This window comes from Pseudomonas sp. MPB23 (assembly GCF_046605395.1).
Classification (GTDB): Bacteria; Pseudomonadota; Gammaproteobacteria; order Pseudomonadales; family Pseudomonadaceae; genus Aquipseudomonas.
This window is the reverse complement of record NZ_CP176771.1, coordinates 73,186-92,912: the sequence shown is the minus strand read 5'-3', so window position 1 is coordinate 92,912 and position 19,727 is coordinate 73,186. Positions and strand designations below refer to the sequence as shown.

Genomic DNA, 19,727 nt, shown 5'->3' with positions numbered 1-19,727 from the left:
GCTTCGGAAAATGACGCTGACGGTCCAGGCCTCCGAGTATCGATGTGTGTGGGATTTGGCTGGGTTTGCCGGTGTTCGAGAACCAAACCACCCCCCGTCGGTCAATGTGACCAGCGCCTCATCAGTCTGGTCGGCGCTGATCTATAGTTCATCCCTCGGTTCCCCCTGATTACGAGTGCCCCATGCTTAACAAAGGACTGTTCCTGGCCTGTGCGTTGGCCCTGCTGAGTGCGTGCGATTCTTCCGATAAGCCGGTGGCTCCGCCGACGCCTTCCGTGGCAACGGCGCCGCAGCCGGCCAAGGCGGTGGTGGATGTGGCGGCGTTGAAGCAGCGTTATGCCGGGCGTGAGTTGAGTGTGGTGGATGTGTCCGAGGTGCAGCTCGATGGGGCCAGTACGTTGTCGGTGAGTTTTTCCATTCCCCTGGACCCCGAGCAGAAGTTCGCTGACACGCTGCATCTGGTGGATGCCAAGTCCGGCAAGGTCGATGGCGCCTGGGAGCTTTCCGATAACCTGATGGAGCTGCGCCTGCGCCATCTGGAGCCGCAGCGCAAGCTGGTGCTGACGGTCGACGCCGGGGTCAAGGCGGTCAATGGCAATACGCTCGCCGCCGAATACAGCGCCCGCCTGGAAACCCGTGATCTGCAAGCCACCGTCGGCTTCGCCAGCCGGGGCACGTTGTTGCCGACGCGTTTGGCCGAAGGCTTGCCGGTGATCGCGCTGAACGTCGACAAGATCGACGTCGAATTCTTCCGCATCAAGCCCGAATCCCTGCCGTCGTTCCTGGCGCAGTGGGGGCGCAATACCAGCCTGCAAAGTTATGAATCCCGCGAACTGCTGCCGATGGCCGATCTGGTCTACGGCGGGCGTTTCGACCTGAACCCGGCACGCAATACCCGCGAAACCCTGTTGCTGCCCATCGCCGGCCTCAAGCCATTGCAGCAACCCGGTGTGTACCTGGCAGTCATGCGCGCGTCGGGCACTTACAACTATTCGCAACCGGCCACGTTGTTCACCCTGAGTGACATCGGCCTGTCGGTGCACCGTTACGCCAATCGCCTGGATGTGTTTACCCAGGCGTTGGAAGGCGGCAAGGCCCTGGATGGCGTCGACCTTGAAGTGCTCGATGCCGATGGCCGTGTGCTTGGCCAGGGTAAGACCGAAAAGGGCGGCCACGCCGAGTTGCCGTTGCCGAAAAAGGCCCAGGTGTTGCTGGCCAAGCAAGGCGAGCAGACCAGCCTGCTGCGTCTGGACAGTGCCGCCCTCGACCTGGCGGAGTTCGACATCGGCGGCCAGCCGTCGCATCCGCTGCAGTTCTTTGTGTTTGGCCCGCGGGATTTGTATCGCCCCGGCGAAACCGTGCTGCTCAATGCGCTGCTGCGCGACAAGGATGGCAACGCGGTCAAGCCGCAACCGGTGAGCGTCGAAGTGCGGCGCCCAGATGAACAGGTGAGCCGCAAGTTCGTCTGGGACGCCGACGCGTCCGGCCTCTATCAATATCAACTGCAACTGGCCGGCGAAGCGCCGACCGGGCGTTGGCAACTGGTGTTCGACCTGGGTGACGGCAAGCCGCAGTTGTATGAATTCCTCGTCGAAGACTTCCTGCCCGAGCGCCTGGCGCTGGAGCTCAAGGGCAGCGACACGGCACTGAGCCCGGCGGACAGCCCGGTCATCCACGTCAATGGCCGCTACCTCTACGGCGCGCCGGCGTCGGGCAACCGGGTCAGTGGGCAAGTCTATGTGCGGCCGTTGCGCGAGGCGGTGAAGTCGCTGCCGGGCTATCAATTCGGCTCCGTCACCGAGGAAGAGCTGAGCCAGGATTTCGAGCTGGACGAAAGCGTGCTCGACGCCAACGGCCAGGAAGACCTGACCCTGGAAAGCAAATGGGCCGAGGCCAAATCCCCCTTGCAGTTGATCGTGCAAGCCAGCCTGCAGGAGTCCGGCGGGCGGCCGATCACGCGGCGCCTGGTGCAGCCGATCTGGCCGGCGGAGCAACTGCCGGGCCTGCGCGGGCTGTTTGACGGCAAGGAAACCAACGGTGATGGTCCGGTGGAATTTGAAGTGCTGCTGGCCAATCAGGACGGCCAGAAACTCGCCGCGCAGAACCTCAAGGTGCGCCTGGTGCGCGAGCGCCGCGATTACTACTGGAACTACTCCGACAGCGATGGCTGGAGCTACCACTACAACGAAAAATTCCTCAACCTCGACGAGCAGTCCCTGAACATCAAGGCCGGCGACACCGCCAAGGTCAGCTTCCAGGTGGAGTGGGGCCCGTACCGTGTCGAGGTCGAAGACCCGCAGACCGGCCTGGTCAGCAGCCTGCGTTTCTGGGCCGGCTACCAGGCTCAGGACAACACCGAAGGCGGCGCCGTGCGCCCCGACCAGGTCAAGTTGGCGCTGGATAAACCGGCCTATGGCGACGGCGATACCGCCAACGTCACGGTGACGCCGCCGGCCGCCGGTAAAGGCTACCTGCTGGTGGAATCCGCCGAAGGACCGCTGTGGTGGCAGGCCATTGATGTGCCGGCCGAGGGCAAAAGCTTCGCCGTGAAGCTCGACCCGAAATGGTCGCGCCATGACCTGTACGTCAGCGCCCTGGTGATCCGTCCCGGCGAGCGCAAGGCCAATATCACGCCCAAACGCGCAGTGGGTCTGCTGCACCTGCCGCTGGATCGCACCCAACGCAAGCTCGCGCTGACCCTCACCGCACCGGAAAAAATGCGTCCCAAACAAGCCCTGACGGTGAAGATCGCCGCCAAGAATGCCGACGGCAGCGTGCCCAGGCAGGTGCATGTGCTGGTGGCGGCGGTGGATGTGGGCATCCTCAATATCACCGAATACCCCACGCCCGATCCGTACTCCAGCCTGTTTGGTCGCAAGGCCTATGGGGTGGACCAGTTCGACATCTATGGCCAGTTGATCGAAGCCGGGCAGGGCCGGCTGGCCAGCCTGGCCTTCGGCGGTGACGCGGCGTTGGCCAAGGGCGGCAAACGCCCGGACACCAGCGTCACCATCGTCGCCCTGCAAAGCGCGCCGGTGACATTGAACGCGCAGGGCGAGGGCGAAGTCAGCGTCAACATTCCCGACTTCAACGGCGAGCTGCGCCTGATGGCCCAGGCCTGGAGCGACGACCGCTACGGCATGGCCGAAGGCAAGACCGTCATCGCCGCGCCGCTGATTGCCGAGCTGTCGGCGCCGCGTTTCCTCGCCGGCGGTGACCAGACCACCTTGGCGCTGGACCTGTCCAACCTATCGGGGCGAGCGCAGAAACTCGCCGTGCAACTGAGCGCCGAAGGGCAGTTGGAGTTGGTCAACGCGGGCGCGCAAGCGGTCGACCTCAAGCCCGGCCAGCGCACCACCCTGCGCATCCCGGTCAACGCCTGGGGCGGTTTGGGCCAAGGCAAGGTCAAGGTCACGGTCAATGGCCTGGACCTGCCGGGCGAGAACCTGCCGCCGTTCAGCCGCGAATGGACCCTGGGCGTGCGCCCGGCGTACCCGGCGCTGCTCAAGCATTACCGTGCGGTGCTTAAAGACCAGCCGTGGAGCCTGCCGGCCGGAACCCTGGATTCGTTCGAGGCCACCGGGCGTGAAGCGTTGCTGAGTCTGTCGAGCCGGCCACCGCTGAACCTCGGTGCGCAGATCAGCGCGCTCAAGGCCTACCCCTATGGTTGCCTGGAGCAGACCGCCAGCGGGCTGTACCCGTCGCTGTATGCCGACGATGCCTTGCTCAAGCGCCTGGGCGTCAAGGGCGAGGCGGATGCCGAGCGTAAACGCAAGATCGAGTTGGGCATCGAACGCCTGCTGGGCATGCAGCGCTACAACGGCAGCTTCGGGTTGTGGGGCGCCGATGGCGAGGAAGAATACTGGCTGACGGCCTATGTCACCGACTTCCTGCTGCGTGCCCGCGACCAGGGTTTCGCCGTACCGCCTGAAGCCTTGAAGAAAGCCAGCGAACGCCTGTTGCGTTATGTGCAGGAACGCAACCTGATCGAAGTCGCCTACAGCGACAACGCCGAACACACCCGCTTTGCCGTGCAGGCCTACGCCGGCATGGTGCTGGCCCGCAGTCAGCAGGCGCCGTTGGGCGCGTTGCGCAGTCTCTTCGAGCGGCGCACGGATGCGCGGTCCGGGTTGCCGTTGGTGCAGTTGGCCATCGCCCTGCAGAAAATGGGCGATCAACCGCGTGCCGATCAGGCCCTGCTCGCCGGTCTGGCGGCACAGCGCAATGCCAATGAGTGGCTGGCCGACTACGGCAGCCCACTGCGTGACCAGGCGATGATCCTGGCCTTGCTGGAAGAAAACGACCTGGCCAAAGGCAAGCGTGAGGAGCGCTTGTTCACGCTGTCGGATCAGTTGGCGGCCAGCCCTTATCTGTCGACCCAGGAGCGTAATTCACTGTTCCTTGCCGGGCGTCTTGGGTTCGCCCAGCCCGAGGCGAACTGGCAGGTGTCGCTCACCGGCAGCGGCGGTGCGCATGAGTTGAACAATCAACAATCGACCCTGGCACTGGACGGCCAGCAACTGTCGGGCGACCTGACCTTGAGCAATCAAGGCGAGGCGCCGGTGTACCAGCAATTGACGATCTCGGGTTATCCACAAGTGCCGCCGGCCGCCGGTGGCAACAACCTGAGCATCCGCCGCGAGTACCTGGGCATGAACGGCCAGCCGCTGAACCTGCGCACTCTCAACAGCGGCGATCTGGTGCTGGTGCATCTGGCGGTGAGCGCCAAGCAGCGCGTGCCGGATGCGTTGGTGGTGGACTTGCTGCCGGCGGGCCTGGAGCTGGAAAACCAGAACCTGGCCCAAAGCGCCGCCAGCCTGGAAAACGCCAGCAGCCAGGTCAAGCAATGGCGTGAGTCGATGCAGAACGCCTCGCTCAAGCATCAGGAATTCCGCGATGACCGCTATGTGGCGGCGATGAACCTCGATGGCTATGGCACCACGCATCTGCTGTACCTGGCACGGGCCGTGACCCCCGGCACCTACCGCGTGCCGCCGCCGCAGGTGGAGTCGATGTATCGGCCGAACTGGCAGGCGGTAGGCGAAACCCCGGCGGACCTGGTGATCAAGGGCAAATAACCCGTAGGAGTGAGCTTGCTCGCGAAGGTCGTCAACGATCACGCGGGCAATGCTGGATGAACGCGGTGTTCTTGGGGTTTTCGCGAGCGAGCTCGCTCCTACAGGGGCGGGGGGTTAGTGGACGACCCAACTGAGCAGCCACAGGCCGAGCATCAGCCAGATGACGCCGATGATGATCGAGGCGCGCATGAACGCGCGTACGGCCGAATACAGGAAGAGCAGGCCGATGATCAGTGTGAGGATGCTGATGATCGAGGTGTCCATGCCCAGTGCGCGGGACATCCCTTCGACAAAGTCGCCGCCGGCGTTGGACAGCATGTTGAACACGCCGCTGAAGAACTCGACGATGTAGTGGATGATCAGGCCAAGGGTGTGACCCAACCATCCGAAAAAGTCTACTTGCATAGGTGTGTCTCGATGAAGGAGTGGACGAAATTGCCAGCACTGAGCCTTTGGTCGTTTATCAACCTGGCGAGTTCCCTTGAAGCATAGAGGTTTCACCGCTTGAATTTGCGTTTAGTTGCCCGTTGGACCCTGGCGAGCCTGGTCTTGACGATGACCCTGCTGTGGCTGGCCGATCGCATCTGGCCGTTGCCGTTGCCCAAGGATGACCTCGCGCGCGTGGTGCTGGCCGAGGATGGCACGCCATTGTGGCGGTTCGCCGATGCCAACGGCGTGTGGCGTTACCCGGTGCAGACCCGTGAAGTGTCGCCGTATTACCTCGATGCGTTGCTCACCTACGAAGACCGCTGGTTCTATCGACACCCCGGCGTGAACCCGCTGGCACTGGTGCGCGCGAGCTGGCAGAACCTGACGGGCGCACGGGTGGTGTCGGGCGGCAGCACGTTGTCGATGCAGGTCGCGCGTCTGCTCGACCCGCACTCGCGCACCTTCCTGGGCAAATTGCGCCAGTTGTGGCGCACCGCGCAGTTGGAGTGGCACCTGTCCAAGGACGAGATCCTCAACCTCTACCTGAACCGCGCGCCGTTTGGCGGCACGTTGCAGGGCGTGGCGGCCGCCAGTTGGGCGTACCTGGGCAAGTCCCCCGCGCAACTGACCTACGCCGAAGCCGCCCTGCTCGCGGTATTGCCCCAGGCGCCGAGCCGCCTACGCCCGGACCGCCACCCCCAGCGCGCCCAGCAAGCCCGCGACAAGGTGCTGCGCCGCCTCGGCGAATTCCAGGTGTGGCCGCAGTCGGCGGTGGATGAAGCCCTGCAAGAACCGCTGCTGCTCGCCCCGCGCCTGGAACCCAGCCTGGCACCGTTGCTCGCCCGCCGCCTGAACCGTCCCGACAGCCCGCCACTGATTCGCACTACCCTAGACGCCACCCTGCAACGGCGTCTCGAAGATTTGCTGCTGGGCTGGCGCGCACGTCTGCCGGAGTACACCTCCGCCGCGATCCTGGTGGTGGAAGAAGAGACCATGGCCGTGCGCGCCTACCTGGGTTCGGTGGACATCAACGATGCCAAGCGCTTTGGCCATGTGGACATGATCAGCGCGCTGCGCTCGCCAGGCTCCACCTTGAAACCGTTCCTCTACGGCATGGCGTTGGACGACGGGCTGATTCATTCCGAATCGTTGCTGCAGGATGTGCCCCGGCGTTATGGCGATTACCGGCCGGGCAACTTCTCCATGGGGTTTACCGGCGCAGTGCCGGCCAGTACGGCGTTGTCCAGTTCGCTGAACCTGCCGGCGGTGCAATTGCTGGAAGCCTACGGGCCCAAACGGTTTGCCGCGCAGATGCGCATCGGCGGCATGCCGTTGGCCCTGCCGGTGCTGGCCGAGCCCAATCTGGCGCTGATCCTGGGCGGCGCGGGCAGTCGTCTGGAAGACCTGGTCAGCGGTTACAGCGCGTTTGCCCGCGGCGGCAAGTCTGCAACCCTGCGATTGCAGCCGGACGATGGGCTTAAAGAACGCCCACTACTGTCGCCAGGGTCCGCCTGGATTGTGCGGCGCATCCTCAGTGGTCAGGCGCGGCCGGACCGCGACCCGCGCGCCGAGCTGGTGCAGCGCCCGGTGCTGGCCTGGAAGACCGGCACCAGCTACGGCTTTCGCGACGCCTGGGCGATTGGCGTGGGCCCGCGCTACTTGATTGGCGTGTGGATCGGCCGGCCGGACGGCACGCCGGTGCCGGGGCAGTTCGGCTTGGCGTCGGCGGCGCCGTTGATGTTGCAGGTGCACGACCTGTTGACCAACCGTGACAGCCAACGCGGCATCCGCGCGCCGGTGTTACCGGTGCCGGCCAATGTCGGCGTGGCCGCCATCTGTTGGCCGCTGGGCCAGCCCATGAGCCGCAGCGACCCCAATTGCCGGCGCCAGCGTTTTGCCTGGACGCTGGACAACACCACGCCGCCGACCTTGCAGGCGTTGGATCAACCCTTGAGCGTGGGCCTGATGGAAAGTGTATGGGTCAACGCCAAGGGCCTGCGGGTCGATGCCCATTGCCCGGGCGCCGAGCCAAAAAACATCGCCCTGTGGCCCGCGCCCCTGGAGCCCTGGTTGCCCAGGGCCGAACGCCGTGAAGCGCGCATCCCGGCCGCCGACCCCGATTGCCCGCCACCGGCGCTGGCCGCGTCGTCGCCGCTGTCGATCGTCGGCGTGCGCGAAGGCGATCAACTGCGCCTGCCGGCTGGCAGCCAACAAACCCTGCACCTGAAACTCTCGGCGTTGGGCGGCAGCGGCCGGCGCTGGTGGTTCCTCAATGGCGCGCCGTTGGGTGACAGCGCCAACCAGGAATTCATCAACGCCAGTTTCGAGCAATTGGGCCGCTACCAGCTCAGCGTCCTCGACGAAGCCGGCCAGACAGCCCGGCTCGAATTCAGCGTCGTCGATTGAACTGTGGGGCTTGCTCCCGATGGCGTCCTCAACGACCCCCCCTATTCACTTGCCTTCCCGGCGGATCCCCCCGAAGCTATACCCCTTCAGGAGCCCACCATGAACCTCGAACACCTCACCGAACGCCTGCACCGCATCCGCGATACAAACAATTGGAAACAATTCCACAGCCCGAAAAACCTGGCCATGGCCGCCAGCGTGGAAATGGCCGAACTGGTCGAGATTTTCCAATGGCTGAGCGAAGACCAATCCCGCCAATTGCCCGCCGAAAAACTCGCCCATGCCGGGCAGGAAGTCGGCGATATCGTGCTGTACCTGCTGTTGCTGTGCAGCGAGCTGGGCCTGGACATGAACGAGGTGGTGCGCGCCAAACTGGCCGACAGCGAACGGCGGTTTGCCCATGATTGACCGCCATTTCGACCAGTTGGCCACGCGCTTCGCCGAGAAGATCTACGGCGGCGCCAAAGGTGCGATTCGCTTGGCGGTGCTCCAGGCCGACCTCGCCGAAGCCCTGCCGGAGCGCCCGTTGCGCGTGCTGGATATCGGCGCGGGCCTGGGGCATATGTCGCTGTGGCTGGCCGAGCGCGGCCATCAGGTGACCCTGGCCGAACCCGCCGCGCCCATGCTCGAAGGCGCACGCCAACGTTTCGCCGAAGCCGGGCAGAGCGCGACGTTCATCCAGGCGCCCTGGCAAGACCTGCTCGGCCAGCTCACCGAACCCTATGACCTGGTGCTCTGCCATGCGGTGCTGGAATGGCTGGCCGAACCCCACGCGATCCTGCCGGTGCTGCACCAACTCACGGTGCCCGGCGGCTGGTTGTCCCTGGCGTTCTACAATCGCGATGCGTTGATTTACCGCAACCTGCTCAAAGGCCATTTCCGCAAAATGCGCAAGAACGACATGGCCGGCGAAAAGCAGAGCCTGACCCCGCAACAACCCCTCGACCCACGCGAGCTGGCGGCGCAACTCGAAGGGCTGTGGCAGGTCGAAAGCCAGAGTGGCGTGCGGGTGTTCCACGACTACATGCCGGTGGAGTTCCAGGCCCGCGCCGATTTACAGGACCTTGTGGAGATGGAACTCGCTCACCGTCGTCACCCAAGCTTTGCCGGACTTGGGCGTTATTTGCACTGGATCTGCCGTCCGGTTTAAGCGGCCCAGTCTGCGGAGGTCAAAATGCGTCGTCTCGGTTTGATCCTGTTGTCCCTCGGTCTGGGCGCCTGTTCCAGTCCCAATCCTTATGTGGCCGCTTCCGCGCCGATGCCGCCCGCCCCGGCGCAGGCGGCCAACACCTTCGATGCCAGCGCCTACCCGGCGCCGGTGCGCGACTACGGCGCCTATCGCAATTGGGCCTGGCGCAACGGCCAATTGCCGGCGGGCTCGGCCTGGGCGGACTCGGTGCAAATCGCCGAAGCGGTCAGCGGTGCCCTCGACCAGCGTGGCCTGCGCCCGTTGCACGACAACCGCCCGGCGGACCTGCTGGTAAGCGCCGACGTGCACCTGGAGAAGCGCCTCAAGCAAGTCCAGGATGACTACGGCTACGGTTACGGCGGCTACAACCGTTATGGCAACGGTTACGGCATGTACAACGCGGTGCCGATCGTGCGCACCTATGAGGTCCAGGTCGTGGTGGTGCGCGTCAATCTGTTCGATGCCCGCACGGGCCAGCCGGTGTGGAGCGCCAGCGCGGAAACCGCCAGCCAGGGTAGCCTCAGTGAGCGCGCCGATGCCTTGCGCCAGGCGGTGCAAAAAGCGATGACCGCGTATCCGCCCCATTAACCGCTATTCTTATCTCTAGCGCCGTTCGCTCCTTGGAGAAGCACCATGTTTCGTCGTCTCGCTATGCTTGCTTTTGCCGTGCTGCTGGGCGGTTGCCAGACCAGCCAGGTCAACCACGATTTTGACGCCAGCCGAGACTTCGGCGCCTACCGCAGTTGGGCCTGGAAAGAGCCGGCCCTGCAATACCGTCCCGATGATCCACGGATCAAAAGCGACCTCACCGAACAACGCATCCGCCAGGCCGTGGGCGAGCAACTCGACCAGCGCGGCCTGCGCCCGGCGGCGGCCGGCACCAAGGCTGACGTGAACGTACAGGCCTACCTGATCGTCGAAGACCGCCAGCAACAAGTCACCACCAACTACGGCGGCGCCTGGGGCGGCCCGTGGAACGGCTACTGGGGCGGGCCGATGTACAACGAAACACGCAACATCACCTACAAAGTGGCGACCCTGCAGATCGACCTGCTTGACGGCAAGGACGGCAAGCTGGTGTGGCGCGGCAGTGACGAGCAGATGATGGCCAGCTCGCCCAACCCACAAGACCGCGACAAGGCGATCCGCACCACGGTCAGCCGAGTCCTCTCCAGCTATCCCCCCCACTAACCCCCCGCGCCGCCGTTCACGATTTTCGCCAGCCCGCTCGCACCTCCAGAACCCTTGTCTACACTCCACAGCAATCACGGAGAGTAAGCGCTAAGGAGTGCCTGATGTCTCCCCGGTTCGGTTCCCGGCAACAGGGTGCGATTGGCTTGATGGCGGCGGGCACCCTGGCGGTGGCCTTGGTGTTCATGTTGCTGGCGGTGGACAGCGGTCGCCTGTACCTGGAAAAGCGCAAACTGCAATCCATCGCCGACACCGCCGCCCTCGAGGCCGCCGGCCGCGGCGGCGTATGCAGCCCCACCACCACCGCCAACGACTACGCCAAGGAAAACGCCACGCGCAACGGGTTTACCGTGGTCGCCGGTGACAGCAGCCGCGCGCTCGCCGTCACCTGCGGCACGCTCGCGACCAATGCGAGCAATCTGCGGGTGTTCAGCGCCGACGCCAGCAAGAACGACGCGGTGCGGGTGGTGGCGACGCGCAGCGTGATGACCAGTATCGCCACTGGCATCTGGAACCTCTTCAGCGGTACACCGGTTTCCCCACAGATGACATTGAGCGCCACCGCCGTTGCCGCGTATGCACCGCCGGTGGCGCAACTGACGATTCGCAGCAGCCTGGCAACGGTCGACGCCAGCCAATCGCCTCTGCTCAACGCCACGATTGGCGGCTTGCTGGGCGGCAATCTTGCGCTCACGGCCGCCGGTTGGAATGGGCTGTTGCAAACCAATGTGAACCTGCTCGGTTATCTGGATCAGTTGGCGGTTCAACTGAATGTGAAAGCGGGCGACTACGATGCGCTGCTCAGCACCGCCGTATCCGCTTCCCAGCTGATCGACGCCACGGTGAAGGTCCTGCAAAAAAACGGCGCGGTGGCTGCGGCGGTCATCAACGATGTGACGTCGTTGAAAGCCATCGCCCCCACTACCCAACTGTTGAAGGTGGGCGATCTACTGAACGTCGCCACCGGCACACCGGCGGCCGCGCTGAACACCAACGTGCAACTGTTCCAATTGCTGCAAGGCGTGGCGCAGTTGTCGAGCAGCAAGAGTGCGGTGAGTGCGGCGGTCCAGGTGAATGTGCCGTTGATAGGCAACGTGTCCATCCAGACCAAGGTGATCGAGCCGCCGCAGTTGTCGGCCATCGGTAATCCGGCGAAGGCGAAAGCCGGGTTGTCGAAGAGTCCGCGGACGGATCAGATTTCTGTCAGAACCGCTCAGGTCAGGACCCTGGTTTCCATCGACCTGTCGGTGTTGAAGGGCGTTTCCGCACTGGTTTCGACAGTCGGCAGTCTCGCCACGCCCGTTGCCGGCCTGGTCAATAACCTGCTGCACCTGAACCTGGCCGGGGTGGTGAGTTCGGTGCTGTGTGCAGTCGCGTGCGATTCCACCGATGTCGAAATCGCGAGCAAGCTGGACATCCTGATTGAAGCCGGTGGCGCGGACAGTCATGTCACCGATTTCAGTTGCGTCAGTGACGCCACGAAGTCACTGACGGTGCAGGCGACAACCACCCTGGCGACGCTGTCTGTCGGCAGTATCGATGCGGCTTCCGCGTTCTCTTCGTCGGCCCCGGTGGTGGTGCAGCCCGTGCGTCTGGTCGATATCGGCTCCAGGCATTGCGTGCTGGTGGTCATTTGCGGCGCGCGTACGCCCAATGTCGGCGGCGGGCTGTTGTTGAAGGCCCAGTCCACCCTCGGCGCACAAACGGGCACGCTGTTCTATTCACCGGTGGCGCAAATGAACCTGGCGCCGACGTATCAGTCATTGCTGCCCACCAGCAATATCGTGGCGAGCCTGAGCGGGACGTTGACCGGTCTTCAGGTGACCTATGCGCCGCCCAGCGGCTCGGTTTCAAGTGGCGCACTGGCTGGGGTTGCCGGCCTTATGACGTCGATCACCACCACGCTGGTGGGGGCCATTCAAAATCTGCTGGCGCCGATCCTCGACCCCATCGTCAACACCCTGCTCAAAGCCCTGGGCATCAGCCTGGGCAATGCCGATGTCGGCGCCAACCTCAGTTGCCACATGGGCCGCGCCTACCTGGTGATCTGAACCACCGGCAGCTCCACACAAAACCTCGCGCCGTGTTCACCATTGGCGACGCTCAAGTGTCCGCCCATGTTGTCCACGATGGCGTAGCTCACCGACAGCCCCAGCCCGGTGCCCAGGCCAATCGGCTTGGTGGTGAAAAACGGCTCGAAAATCCGCTCCAGCAAACGGCAGTCAATCCCGCCGCCGTTGTCTTCGACCCAGATACGCAGATGCCGGCTGTCGTGCTCGCAGTGCAGCGCGATCCAGGGACGCAACGTCGGGTGTTTTTCGCGTTCGCTCAGCAGCGCGTCGCGGGCGTTGACCAGCAGGTTGATCAGCACCTGTTCCAACTGGTCGACGTAGCCGTTGACCTGCACGGCAAAGTCCGCCGGGACGCTGCGCACCTCCACGCCTTTGCCGCGCAGCCCTTCGCTGAGCAGCGACAACGTGCCTTCCACCGCCTGCGCCGGGTCGAAGGGTTGCTGCTCGATGGCCGAGCGGCGGCCGAACACGCGCATATGGTCGACTACCCGCGCGGCGCGCTGCACCTGGGCGTCGATGCGCTGGAGTTTCTCGGTGAGGTAGTCGATCTGTACGTCGCCGCTGTCCAGGCGCTTGAGCACATTGGTGATGGCCATGCGCATCACGTTCAGCGGCTGGTTGATCTCATGGGCCAGGCCGGTGGCCATTTCGCCCAGGGTGGCCATCTTCGCGCTTTGGGTCAGTTGCTGCTGGGCGCGGCGCACGTCGGTGTTGTCGCGGCCCACGGCCTGCACTTCCACCAGCGCACCGCTGTCATCGAACACGCCACGGTCCGACCACACCCACCAGGCATGCTCGTGCCCCGGCAGTTGCAGGCTGATTTCGGCGGTGCTGACCGGGAACGCCGGGGTCAGTCGGTGGATGCGTTGCACAAAGGCCTGGCGCTGTTCATCCGACAGCCAGTGCCCCAGGTTCAGCCCCGGCAACTGCGCGGGCAGGCACTCCAGGTAATGGGCCAGCGGCGTGTTGCCGAAGGTCAGGGTCAGGTCCGGGCGGTAGCGGCAGATCATCGCCGGGGAGTCTTCCACCAGAAGGCGGTAGCGCTCTTCACTCTGCTTGACCTGTTCGGCGGCCAGGGTCGCTTCGGTGACGTCGAGCCACAAGCCGACGGCCTCCACCGGCAGGCCGAGGTCATCGCGCAGCAGTTTGGCTTCGTCGAGCAGCCAGTGGTAATGGCCCTGTTTGTCGCACACACGGTAGCGGCTGCGCGCGCTGCCTTCGCGTAGCAATTGGCGGGTGCGTTCGAAGTAGAGGTCGCGGTCTTCAGGGTGGATCAGCGACGCCAGGTTGTCGTGGTTGCACTCGGCCAGGGTCCAGCCCAGCAGCGGCAGCAGGCTGGCGCTGAAAAACGCCGGGTGCAGGGCGCCGCCGACATAGCGTTGTACATAGATCACCGCCGGTGAGCTGGCGATCAGGTTATCCAGGCGGGCATGGGCGGCGGCGGCTTGCAGTTGCTGGTTCTTGATGTCGCTGATGTCGAGCATGAAACCGATCCAGCGGCGCTGCTCGCCCATCCCCAGCACTTGGCCCTGCACGCGATACCAGATGGGGGGATGGTCGGCGTCGCTGCGGTGCAGGCGCACGCTGGTCAGCAGCGGTTTGTCCAGGGCATGCAGGTCATGCAGGCGGCTGTTGAGTTCGTCGCGGTCGGCGGGGTGGATCAGTTCCAGCCAAAGGTCCAGTGCCTGGCGCGTCGCACCCTCTTCGTGGCCCAGGCTGCGCAACAGTTGCGGCGCGAGCTGGATCTCCCGGGTGGCGGGCAGCAGCTCCCACCAGCCGGTGCCGAGCAGACCTTGCAGGGCTTCCATGCGCTCCAACTGTTGATGGTGACGTTGCTCGCGCAGACGGCTCAGCACGGGGGCGGCGAGGGCGGCGGTGAGGTTCAGCCAGTCCGGCTCATGGGCGGGCGGCGAGTCCGGGGCGAGGCCGCACAACAACCAGGCGGCAACGCCGTGACCGTCGCGGTAGGGCACCAGGTACCCGTCGGCATGGCCGAACACGCTCTGCAGGCGCGGGTTGTCGCTGTGCGCCGGGGACACGCTCAGCGGCGCGTTACCACTGGCACTGTCGAGGCGGGTGCCGAGCTGTTGACCGGTTTGCCACAGGACCGGGGCGTCGTGGGCGGTGTAGTGGCTGTAGATGCGCCAGCCCTGGTCTTCTTCATCGAGCAATGCCAGAGCGATGCACGGCAGGCGCCAGTGCTGGGCCAGGTTGCGCAGGTGTTCGTTGAGGACCTCGGGCAAGCGGCTCAGGCTGCACACGCGCAGTTGCTCGCTCATGCGGCAGGCCAAGTGGTGATCCTGTTCGCGCTGCCGGGCCTGTTGGCGACCGGCGAGCAAGTCGCCGATATCGAGCAGGCGCAGACACCAGCCGTCGCCGTTGGGCTCGATCCCGCCACGGGTGTGCAAGACCTCACCGTTAGCGCACCGCAAGTCCAGGTCCAGGCTGTGGTGTTGCCAGTCGGCGGGACAGCCTTCGAGGCTCAGGCTGCTGGTGGCGCACAGCAATTCATGCAGCAGTGGCCTGGCTTCGTCCGAGACCTGCGCGGCCAACTGCGAACGCAGGGTGCCGCCGATGCTGAGCACATGGCCCTGATGATCCAGTTGCAGTTGTAGCCCCGGCGCGGGCGTGGTGGGGGCTTGAGACGGCTGCGCACTGGTGCGGCCGAGCAGGCGCCCGAAGCGGTTATCCCCCGAGGTCAAAACTGCAGGCTCGAACGGGCGGAAAGGGTGGTGGGCAGGTTCGGCACCGTGCCGACGCCCGGCACCACCAGCGCCGGGAACACGGCGTAGAGGTTGGCGCTGGGGTAGCTGATCGCGACGGTCAGTGTGGTGCCGACATAGGTGGCGCTGATGTAGTCGCTGGAAAACTGGAAGCCGGCGGGAATCCAGTTCAACTGCGCCACGGCCGTGTCTTTCGCGCGTTGGGTGACCTGGGTGGGGTAGGCGGTGCCGGCGGCCACCGGGTCCACCGCCATGGCCTGGCGCACCGCCTCGGCCGCTGCCTGGTTGAACGACTGCATCAACAGCAGTGGCAGGCTATAGCTGACCAACCCATAGAACACCGCAAAAAAGATCCCGAAGACCAGCGCGAACTCGATCGCCGCGGCACCTTTTTGCGTTCTACGGAGGCCTGTGTGCATGACTGCGTCTACCCTGACGGCGAGAACTTGATATCAGCATAGAATCATTCAGCGAAAAGGGATGTTTTTAACGTGATCCATGGCGTGGTGATACTGCTCTGGCTGGGGCTCTGTGCCGTGCAGGATATGGGGCAGCGACAGATCGCCAACCGGTTGACCCTGGGCGCGGTGCTGCTGGCGTTGATCTATCTGCTGGGGACGGGCAGCACCTGGCTGGGCGCACCGGCCAACGAAGGGGGCTGGGCCTTTGCCCTGGCGTTGCTGTTGACCCTGCCGGGCTATGTGCTGGGTCGCTTTGGCGCGGGGGATGTGAAGCTGGTCGCGGCCCTGGCGCTGGCGTCCACGCTGGAGCATTTGCTCTGGTCGCTGATCGGTGCCGCCGTCGTCCAGGCGGGCTGGTTGCTTACGCGTCAATGGCTTAGCGGGCGTGGTGATGCCGTGGCGAAAACAGCGTCAATAAAGCAGCCTTTCGCCCCGTTTTTATTCACAGGGTTTGCGTTGTATTGGTTTGTGCTGCGTTAGTCGGCCAACGCCTCTATCGCGCTGTACAGCGTCGCAAAGTGGTCTACGTTTGATTCGTGGATGGAGAAGATATTGGGTTAAAAAAGATAGGCACTTTTTGAATGTGCCAGGGCATGGAGTCGCGCGTGAACAAGCTTAAATCGGCAGTAAAAGTGCTTGTGGTCGACGATCAACCGTTGATCGTGGAAGAGCTCTGCGAGTTTCTTGAAAGCAGTGGTTACCGAACCGTCCCATGTGAATCCAGCCGGCATGCCGTGCAGCGCTTCAGCGAGGACGCCGAAATCGGCCTGGTGCTGTGCGACCTGCATATGCCCGACATGGACGGCATCGAGCTGGTCCAGGCCCTGCAAGCGGTTGCGGGCAAGCAGCGGGCGTTCGAGGCGATCATGCTGACCGGCCGTGCCGACAAGCAGGACGTGATCAAGGCCTTGCGCGCCGGGATCGCCGATTACTACCAGAAGCCGATCAACCTCGATGAGCTGCTGGAAGGCTTGCAACGCCAGGAAGTGGCGCTGCAGGAGCGGCAAAAAGAATTGCACCTGGGGCACCTGAACCAGAAGTTGCAGTACCTTTCCGAGTCCATCAATGATCTTTACCAGGACCTCGACAAAGCGCGTCGCAGCCCGAGCGCCGGGGTGATGGACGAGGGCGAGTTGTCGGGCGATGAGGCCGCGTCGGTGGAAATCCCGACGATCTTCAATCGGCTGTCACCGCGCCAACTGGACGTTGCCCGCCTGGTGGGCAAAGGGCAGACCAATTACCAGATCGCCTGTGAACTGGGGATCACCGAAAACACGGTCAAGCTGTATGTGTCCCAGGTGCTGCGCCTGACCCACATGCACAACCGCACCCAACTGGCGCTGGCACTGTCGCCGAGCAATTCGGCGATGCGCCAGCGGGTGACTGCTCACTGATGCGCAAGGGCGTTATTGACTATCAGCACTTTGAGAAGCCCCGCCCGATGGCGACTCAAAGAATTCCGGAATCGGATGCTTGTTACTGTCCAGCCAGCGCTGCAAGGCCTGCTCCCGTTCGATGGGGGTGGTACTTTGCGGCGTTGGCGAGGCGGCACGGCCATTGACCTGTAACGCCAGCCAGTTTTCCGTTTCCGCTTGCTGTGGCGACGATGGCCCGGGGTCGATGGCCGCTGCGCTTAACGGCAGCAGCACCAGGGCGATGAGGTAATGCGCTTTCATCAAAGACTCCTCACTGAAGGGTCGCGGGCAGGGCCTCGCTGACCGTTGCGATTTTGCCGGCGGTGGTTGAATGCTTGAGTGTTGCCGCGCGCGCCTGGGCCTCGGTCACTTGCTCGGGGCTCATTCCCAACTGGCTGACCACTTTTGCCGCTTGCCCCCAGTTGTCCTGATAGATCAGCAAGGTCACCAGGTTGACGGCGGCCAGGGCATCGCTCGGCTTGAGCTCAATGGCGGTCATGAACTCGAAGCGGGCGTCTTCCAGGCGCAATTGATTGAGGTAGACCACGCCGAGGTCATTGCGGATTTTGTCGTCGGTGGGCGCCAGGCGTGCGGCGCGTTGCATGTGGGCCAGCGCCTGGGCGTTATCGCCCTTGGCCGCCGCCAGTTGCCCCAGGCCATGTTCACCCTCGGCGGCCATGCAGGTTCCGACCAGGCTGCGGTACAACGCTTCGGCCTCGCTGCGACCCAGCAAGCGATAGGCGCGAGCCTTGCGCTGACGCACCTGGGGCAGCGTGTCGGGCAGATTCTGCAGGTTGGCCAGGCTGGCGTGCAGCTTGCCTTCGTTGGCCAGGTCGTCGGCCAGGTTCAGCGCAAGCTCCTGGTCCGAGCTGGGTTTGGCACAACTTCCCGGCGTCATCAGCGTCGACCAGGGCGCTTGCCCGTGACTGGCGCAACCGCCGAGCATCAGCAGGGCCATGGCGGCCATCAGTGCTTTCATCCGGAGTTCCTCAAAAGTGGGCCAGGGCTCGGGCGATGCCGATAAAGGCCGGGCCTCCGAGCACGATCAGCAAGGCTGGAAACAGAAACACCATCATCACCACGGACATCTTCGCCGACATCTTCGAGATGTACTCTTGCAGGCCCGTCAGGCGCCGGTCATCGAGCAATTGCTTGAGGGCCAGCAGGGATTTCATGGCGCCGCCGCCTTGCTGGATCAATTGCTGGAGGATGACGCAGGTGTCAGTGAACTCATCCACTTCCAGCACCCGCGCGGTCTTGCCCAGTTCTTCGCCCAGTTCCAGCCCGGAGTCGACCCGCGCCAGGATCAGCCGCAACTCGTGGGTAAGGTCGGGCAGCAAGCGTTGGGCGTCGTGGCCCAGCACGCGCAGCGACTGTTCAATCGCCATGCCCGACTCGAACAGGATGCGCAGCAGCGCAATGAAGGTGGAGATCTCCTTGGCGATGCGCTGCTGGCGATGTTTGGCCGCTGCCGCCAGCACGCGCTTGGGCAGCAGGTAACCGACACCGAGCGCCATCGCCGGGGCGATCCACACAGGTTCCGTGTGCGCGAAAAATACCTGTTGGCCGAGCGTGGTCAGCCCCAGCAGCGCGATGGGCACGCCGATCTGGAACGCGGCAAACAGCGAGCGCTGGCTGGCCTTGCGCCAACCGACGCGGTTGAGCAGGACCTGGGTTTCGTTGTCCAGGCTGACGGCGCGCTGGGCCAGGGAACTGGCCCCCAGTTGACGCACGAGCGTACCGATTTTGTCCTCGCCGACCATGTGCCCTTGCAAGCGTTCGCTGACCCGGCGCTCGCGCCGTCGATGCGCGAGCACCTGGCCGCCCACCAGCCCCAGGGCGGCGAGCAACAACAGCGCGCTGGCCAGCAGAAACATCTCAGACACTCCTCAGCATGCGCCACATGGCGTAGGTGCCCGTCAGGTCCATCGCCAGGGCGCCGAACAGCATGTAGCGGCCCGTGGCGTCGTTCCACAGGGTCATCAAGTAGCCGGGGTTGACCAGGATGAAGTAACCCACCATCAGGATCGGCAGGCCGCCCAGCACATAGGCGGTCATGCGCGTTTCGCCGGTCATGGCCTTGAGTTGGCGGGCGGCCTGTTCCCGCTCGCGAATCATCTTGATCAGGTTCTCTAGCAGTTCGCTGGCGTTGCCGCCGTAGCGATGGTTGACCTTCAACCCGAGGGCGAACAGGCGGAATTCGTCCTGCTCGTAGAACTCGGCGAAGTCGCTGGCCGAATCCGGTAGGCTGACGCCCATGCGCACGTTGCGTTGCACCCGTCCCATGGCGTCCTTGAGCGGGTTTTCAACGCTGTCGATACCGCCCAGTACCGCGTCGGCCAAGGTGCGCCCGGATTTGAGGCTGCGCACGCTATGGTCGAGCAATTGCGGCAGTTGTTGGACCATGCGCTGCACGCGGCGCTGGTAACGCCAGCCGATATACAGGCGCAGTGCGAGGGGCGGCGCCACAACCATCAGCGCCAGGCCCAGCCCATCGGCGAGCAGGTAACCGAGCAGGGCGCCCAGCATCCAACCGCTCAGCCACAGGCCCAGGCGATCGGTGGGTTTGCCCAGGCCGGCGCGCAGAAACAGACGCTCAAGCCCGGTCCAGGTGGTGGCTTGCCGCTGGGCCTCGGGTTGCCCGTTGCCGAGGCGTTCGAGCACGCGGTGGGTCTGGGCGTTGCGCAAACCATGGTGAAACAGCCAAAGCGACAGGCCGATCAGCAGCAGGCAGACAAGCAACAGCAGCGGTCCTTTCATCCG

General features: G+C 64.3%; 16 protein-coding genes. 9 read left to right on the top strand and 7 right to left on the bottom strand.

Annotated elements, in window-relative coordinates; all coding sequences use genetic code 11:
* The first annotated feature begins 182 nt into the window (after positions 1–182).
* Positions 183–5,078: an alpha-2-macroglobulin family protein gene (locus ACLH0J_RS00405; protein WP_411390421.1), complete on the top strand. Its 4,896-nt coding sequence runs from the start codon at positions 183–185 to the stop codon at positions 5,076–5,078.
* A 114-nt stretch (positions 5,079–5,192) separates the two neighbouring features.
* Here the strand turns inward: ACLH0J_RS00405 and ACLH0J_RS00400 are convergent, their stop codons facing one another.
* On the bottom strand, positions 5,193–5,483 hold the full coding sequence (locus tag ACLH0J_RS00400; protein WP_010567661.1) for a hypothetical protein: 291 nt from the start codon (positions 5,481–5,483) through the stop codon (positions 5,193–5,195).
* A gap of 99 nt (positions 5,484–5,582) precedes the next feature.
* Between ACLH0J_RS00400 and pbpC the strand changes: the two genes are divergently transcribed.
* The 6 genes from pbpC to ACLH0J_RS00370 all read left to right on the top strand — a co-directional run bounded on the left by pbpC (position 5,583) and on the right by ACLH0J_RS00370 (position 12,344).
* Complete coding sequence (gene pbpC, locus ACLH0J_RS00395; RefSeq protein ID WP_411390420.1) at positions 5,583–7,913, top strand: peptidoglycan glycosyltransferase PbpC; 2,331 nt, start codon at positions 5,583–5,585, stop codon at positions 7,911–7,913.
* A gap of 99 nt (positions 7,914–8,012) precedes the next feature.
* Positions 8,013–8,321, top strand: coding sequence for a MazG-like family protein (locus tag ACLH0J_RS00390; protein WP_411390419.1), 309 nt, complete (start codon positions 8,013–8,015; stop codon positions 8,319–8,321).
* A complete protein-coding gene (locus ACLH0J_RS00385; protein ID WP_411390418.1) occupies positions 8,314–9,063 on the top strand; it encodes a methyltransferase in 750 nt (249 codons plus the stop codon). Before ACLH0J_RS00390 ends, ACLH0J_RS00385 begins: the two co-directional genes overlap by 8 nt.
* A 24-nt stretch (positions 9,064–9,087) precedes the next feature.
* Positions 9,088–9,690, top strand: coding sequence for a DUF4136 domain-containing protein (locus ACLH0J_RS00380; RefSeq protein ID WP_411390417.1), 603 nt, complete (start codon positions 9,088–9,090; stop codon positions 9,688–9,690).
* 45 nt (positions 9,691–9,735) lie between these two features.
* Positions 9,736–10,293 (top strand): DUF4136 domain-containing protein, encoded by a 558-nt coding sequence (locus ACLH0J_RS00375; protein WP_411390416.1) that lies wholly within the window; start codon positions 9,736–9,738, stop codon positions 10,291–10,293.
* A gap of 104 nt (positions 10,294–10,397) precedes the next feature.
* A complete protein-coding gene (locus ACLH0J_RS00370; RefSeq protein ID WP_411390415.1) occupies positions 10,398–12,344 on the top strand; it encodes a pilus assembly protein TadG-related protein in 1,947 nt (648 codons plus the stop codon).
* Here the strand turns inward: ACLH0J_RS00370 and ACLH0J_RS00365 are convergent.
* Positions 12,329–15,067 carry an ATP-binding protein gene (locus tag ACLH0J_RS00365; protein ID WP_411390414.1) on the bottom strand — a complete coding sequence of 913 codons (2,739 nt, stop codon included), beginning with the start codon at positions 15,065–15,067 and terminating at the stop codon, positions 12,329–12,331. The two genes, ACLH0J_RS00370 and ACLH0J_RS00365, sit on opposite strands and share 16 nt — an antisense overlap.
* On the bottom strand, positions 15,064–15,507 hold the full coding sequence (locus ACLH0J_RS00360; protein WP_411390413.1) for a TadE/TadG family type IV pilus assembly protein: 444 nt from the start codon (positions 15,505–15,507) through the stop codon (positions 15,064–15,066). The genes ACLH0J_RS00365 and ACLH0J_RS00360 overlap by 4 nt, the downstream gene beginning before the upstream one ends.
* Positions 15,508–15,579: 72 nt before the next feature.
* Here ACLH0J_RS00360 and ACLH0J_RS00355 point away from each other — a divergent pair, with 72 nt between their 5' ends.
* Both ACLH0J_RS00355 and ACLH0J_RS00350 read left to right on the top strand, forming a co-directional pair.
* Positions 15,580–16,029: a prepilin peptidase gene (locus ACLH0J_RS00355; RefSeq protein WP_411390412.1), complete on the top strand. Its 450-nt coding sequence runs from the start codon at positions 15,580–15,582 to the stop codon at positions 16,027–16,029.
* Between the two features lie 125 nt (positions 16,030–16,154).
* Entirely contained in the window at positions 16,155–16,943 is a 789-nt protein-coding gene (locus tag ACLH0J_RS00350; protein WP_411390411.1) for a response regulator transcription factor, read from the top strand.
* Between the two features lie 12 nt (positions 16,944–16,955).
* Here ACLH0J_RS00350 and ACLH0J_RS00345 read toward each other — a convergent pair whose 3' ends face one another.
* Genes ACLH0J_RS00345 through ACLH0J_RS00330 form a run of 4 tightly spaced genes read right to left on the bottom strand, consistent with a single transcriptional unit; the run spans position 16,956 to position 19,724 of the window.
* A complete protein-coding gene (locus ACLH0J_RS00345) occupies positions 16,956–17,225 on the bottom strand; it encodes a DUF3613 domain-containing protein (protein ID WP_411390410.1) in 270 nt (89 codons plus the stop codon).
* 10 nt (positions 17,226–17,235) lie between these two features.
* Positions 17,236–17,943 carry a tetratricopeptide repeat protein gene (locus ACLH0J_RS00340; RefSeq protein ID WP_411390409.1) on the bottom strand — a complete coding sequence of 236 codons (708 nt, stop codon included), beginning with the start codon at positions 17,941–17,943 and terminating at the stop codon, positions 17,236–17,238.
* A gap of 10 nt (positions 17,944–17,953) precedes the next feature.
* On the bottom strand, positions 17,954–18,841 hold the full coding sequence (locus ACLH0J_RS00335; RefSeq protein WP_411390408.1) for a type II secretion system F family protein: 888 nt from the start codon (positions 18,839–18,841) through the stop codon (positions 17,954–17,956).
* Position 18,842: 1 nt separating this feature from the next.
* Positions 18,843–19,724, bottom strand: coding sequence for a type II secretion system F family protein (locus ACLH0J_RS00330; protein WP_411390407.1), 882 nt, complete (start codon positions 19,722–19,724; stop codon positions 18,843–18,845).
* Positions 19,725–19,727 lie beyond the last annotated feature (3 nt).

Coding starts and splice junctions, on each gene's coding strand:
- ACLH0J_RS00405 (WP_411390421.1), top strand. CDS start 183: ATGCTTAACAAAGGACTGTTCCTGGCCTGTGCGTTGGCCCTGCTGAGT.
- ACLH0J_RS00400 (WP_010567661.1), bottom strand. CDS start 5,483: ATGCAAGTAGACTTTTTCGGATGGTTGGGTCACACCCTTGGCCTGATC.
- ACLH0J_RS00390 (WP_411390419.1), top strand. CDS start 8,013: ATGAACCTCGAACACCTCACCGAACGCCTGCACCGCATCCGCGATACA.
- ACLH0J_RS00385 (WP_411390418.1), top strand. CDS start 8,314: ATGATTGACCGCCATTTCGACCAGTTGGCCACGCGCTTCGCCGAGAAG.
- ACLH0J_RS00380 (WP_411390417.1), top strand. CDS start 9,088: ATGCGTCGTCTCGGTTTGATCCTGTTGTCCCTCGGTCTGGGCGCCTGT.
- ACLH0J_RS00375 (WP_411390416.1), top strand. CDS start 9,736: ATGTTTCGTCGTCTCGCTATGCTTGCTTTTGCCGTGCTGCTGGGCGGT.
- ACLH0J_RS00370 (WP_411390415.1), top strand. CDS start 10,398: ATGTCTCCCCGGTTCGGTTCCCGGCAACAGGGTGCGATTGGCTTGATG.
- ACLH0J_RS00360 (WP_411390413.1), bottom strand. CDS start 15,507: ATGCACACAGGCCTCCGTAGAACGCAAAAAGGTGCCGCGGCGATCGAG.
- ACLH0J_RS00345 (WP_411390410.1), bottom strand. CDS start 17,225: ATGAAAGCGCATTACCTCATCGCCCTGGTGCTGCTGCCGTTAAGCGCA.
- ACLH0J_RS00340 (WP_411390409.1), bottom strand. CDS start 17,943: ATGAAAGCACTGATGGCCGCCATGGCCCTGCTGATGCTCGGCGGTTGC.
- ACLH0J_RS00335 (WP_411390408.1), bottom strand. CDS start 18,841: ATGTTTCTGCTGGCCAGCGCGCTGTTGTTGCTCGCCGCCCTGGGGCTG.
- ACLH0J_RS00330 (WP_411390407.1), bottom strand. CDS start 19,724: ATGAAAGGACCGCTGCTGTTGCTTGTCTGCCTGCTGCTGATCGGCCTG.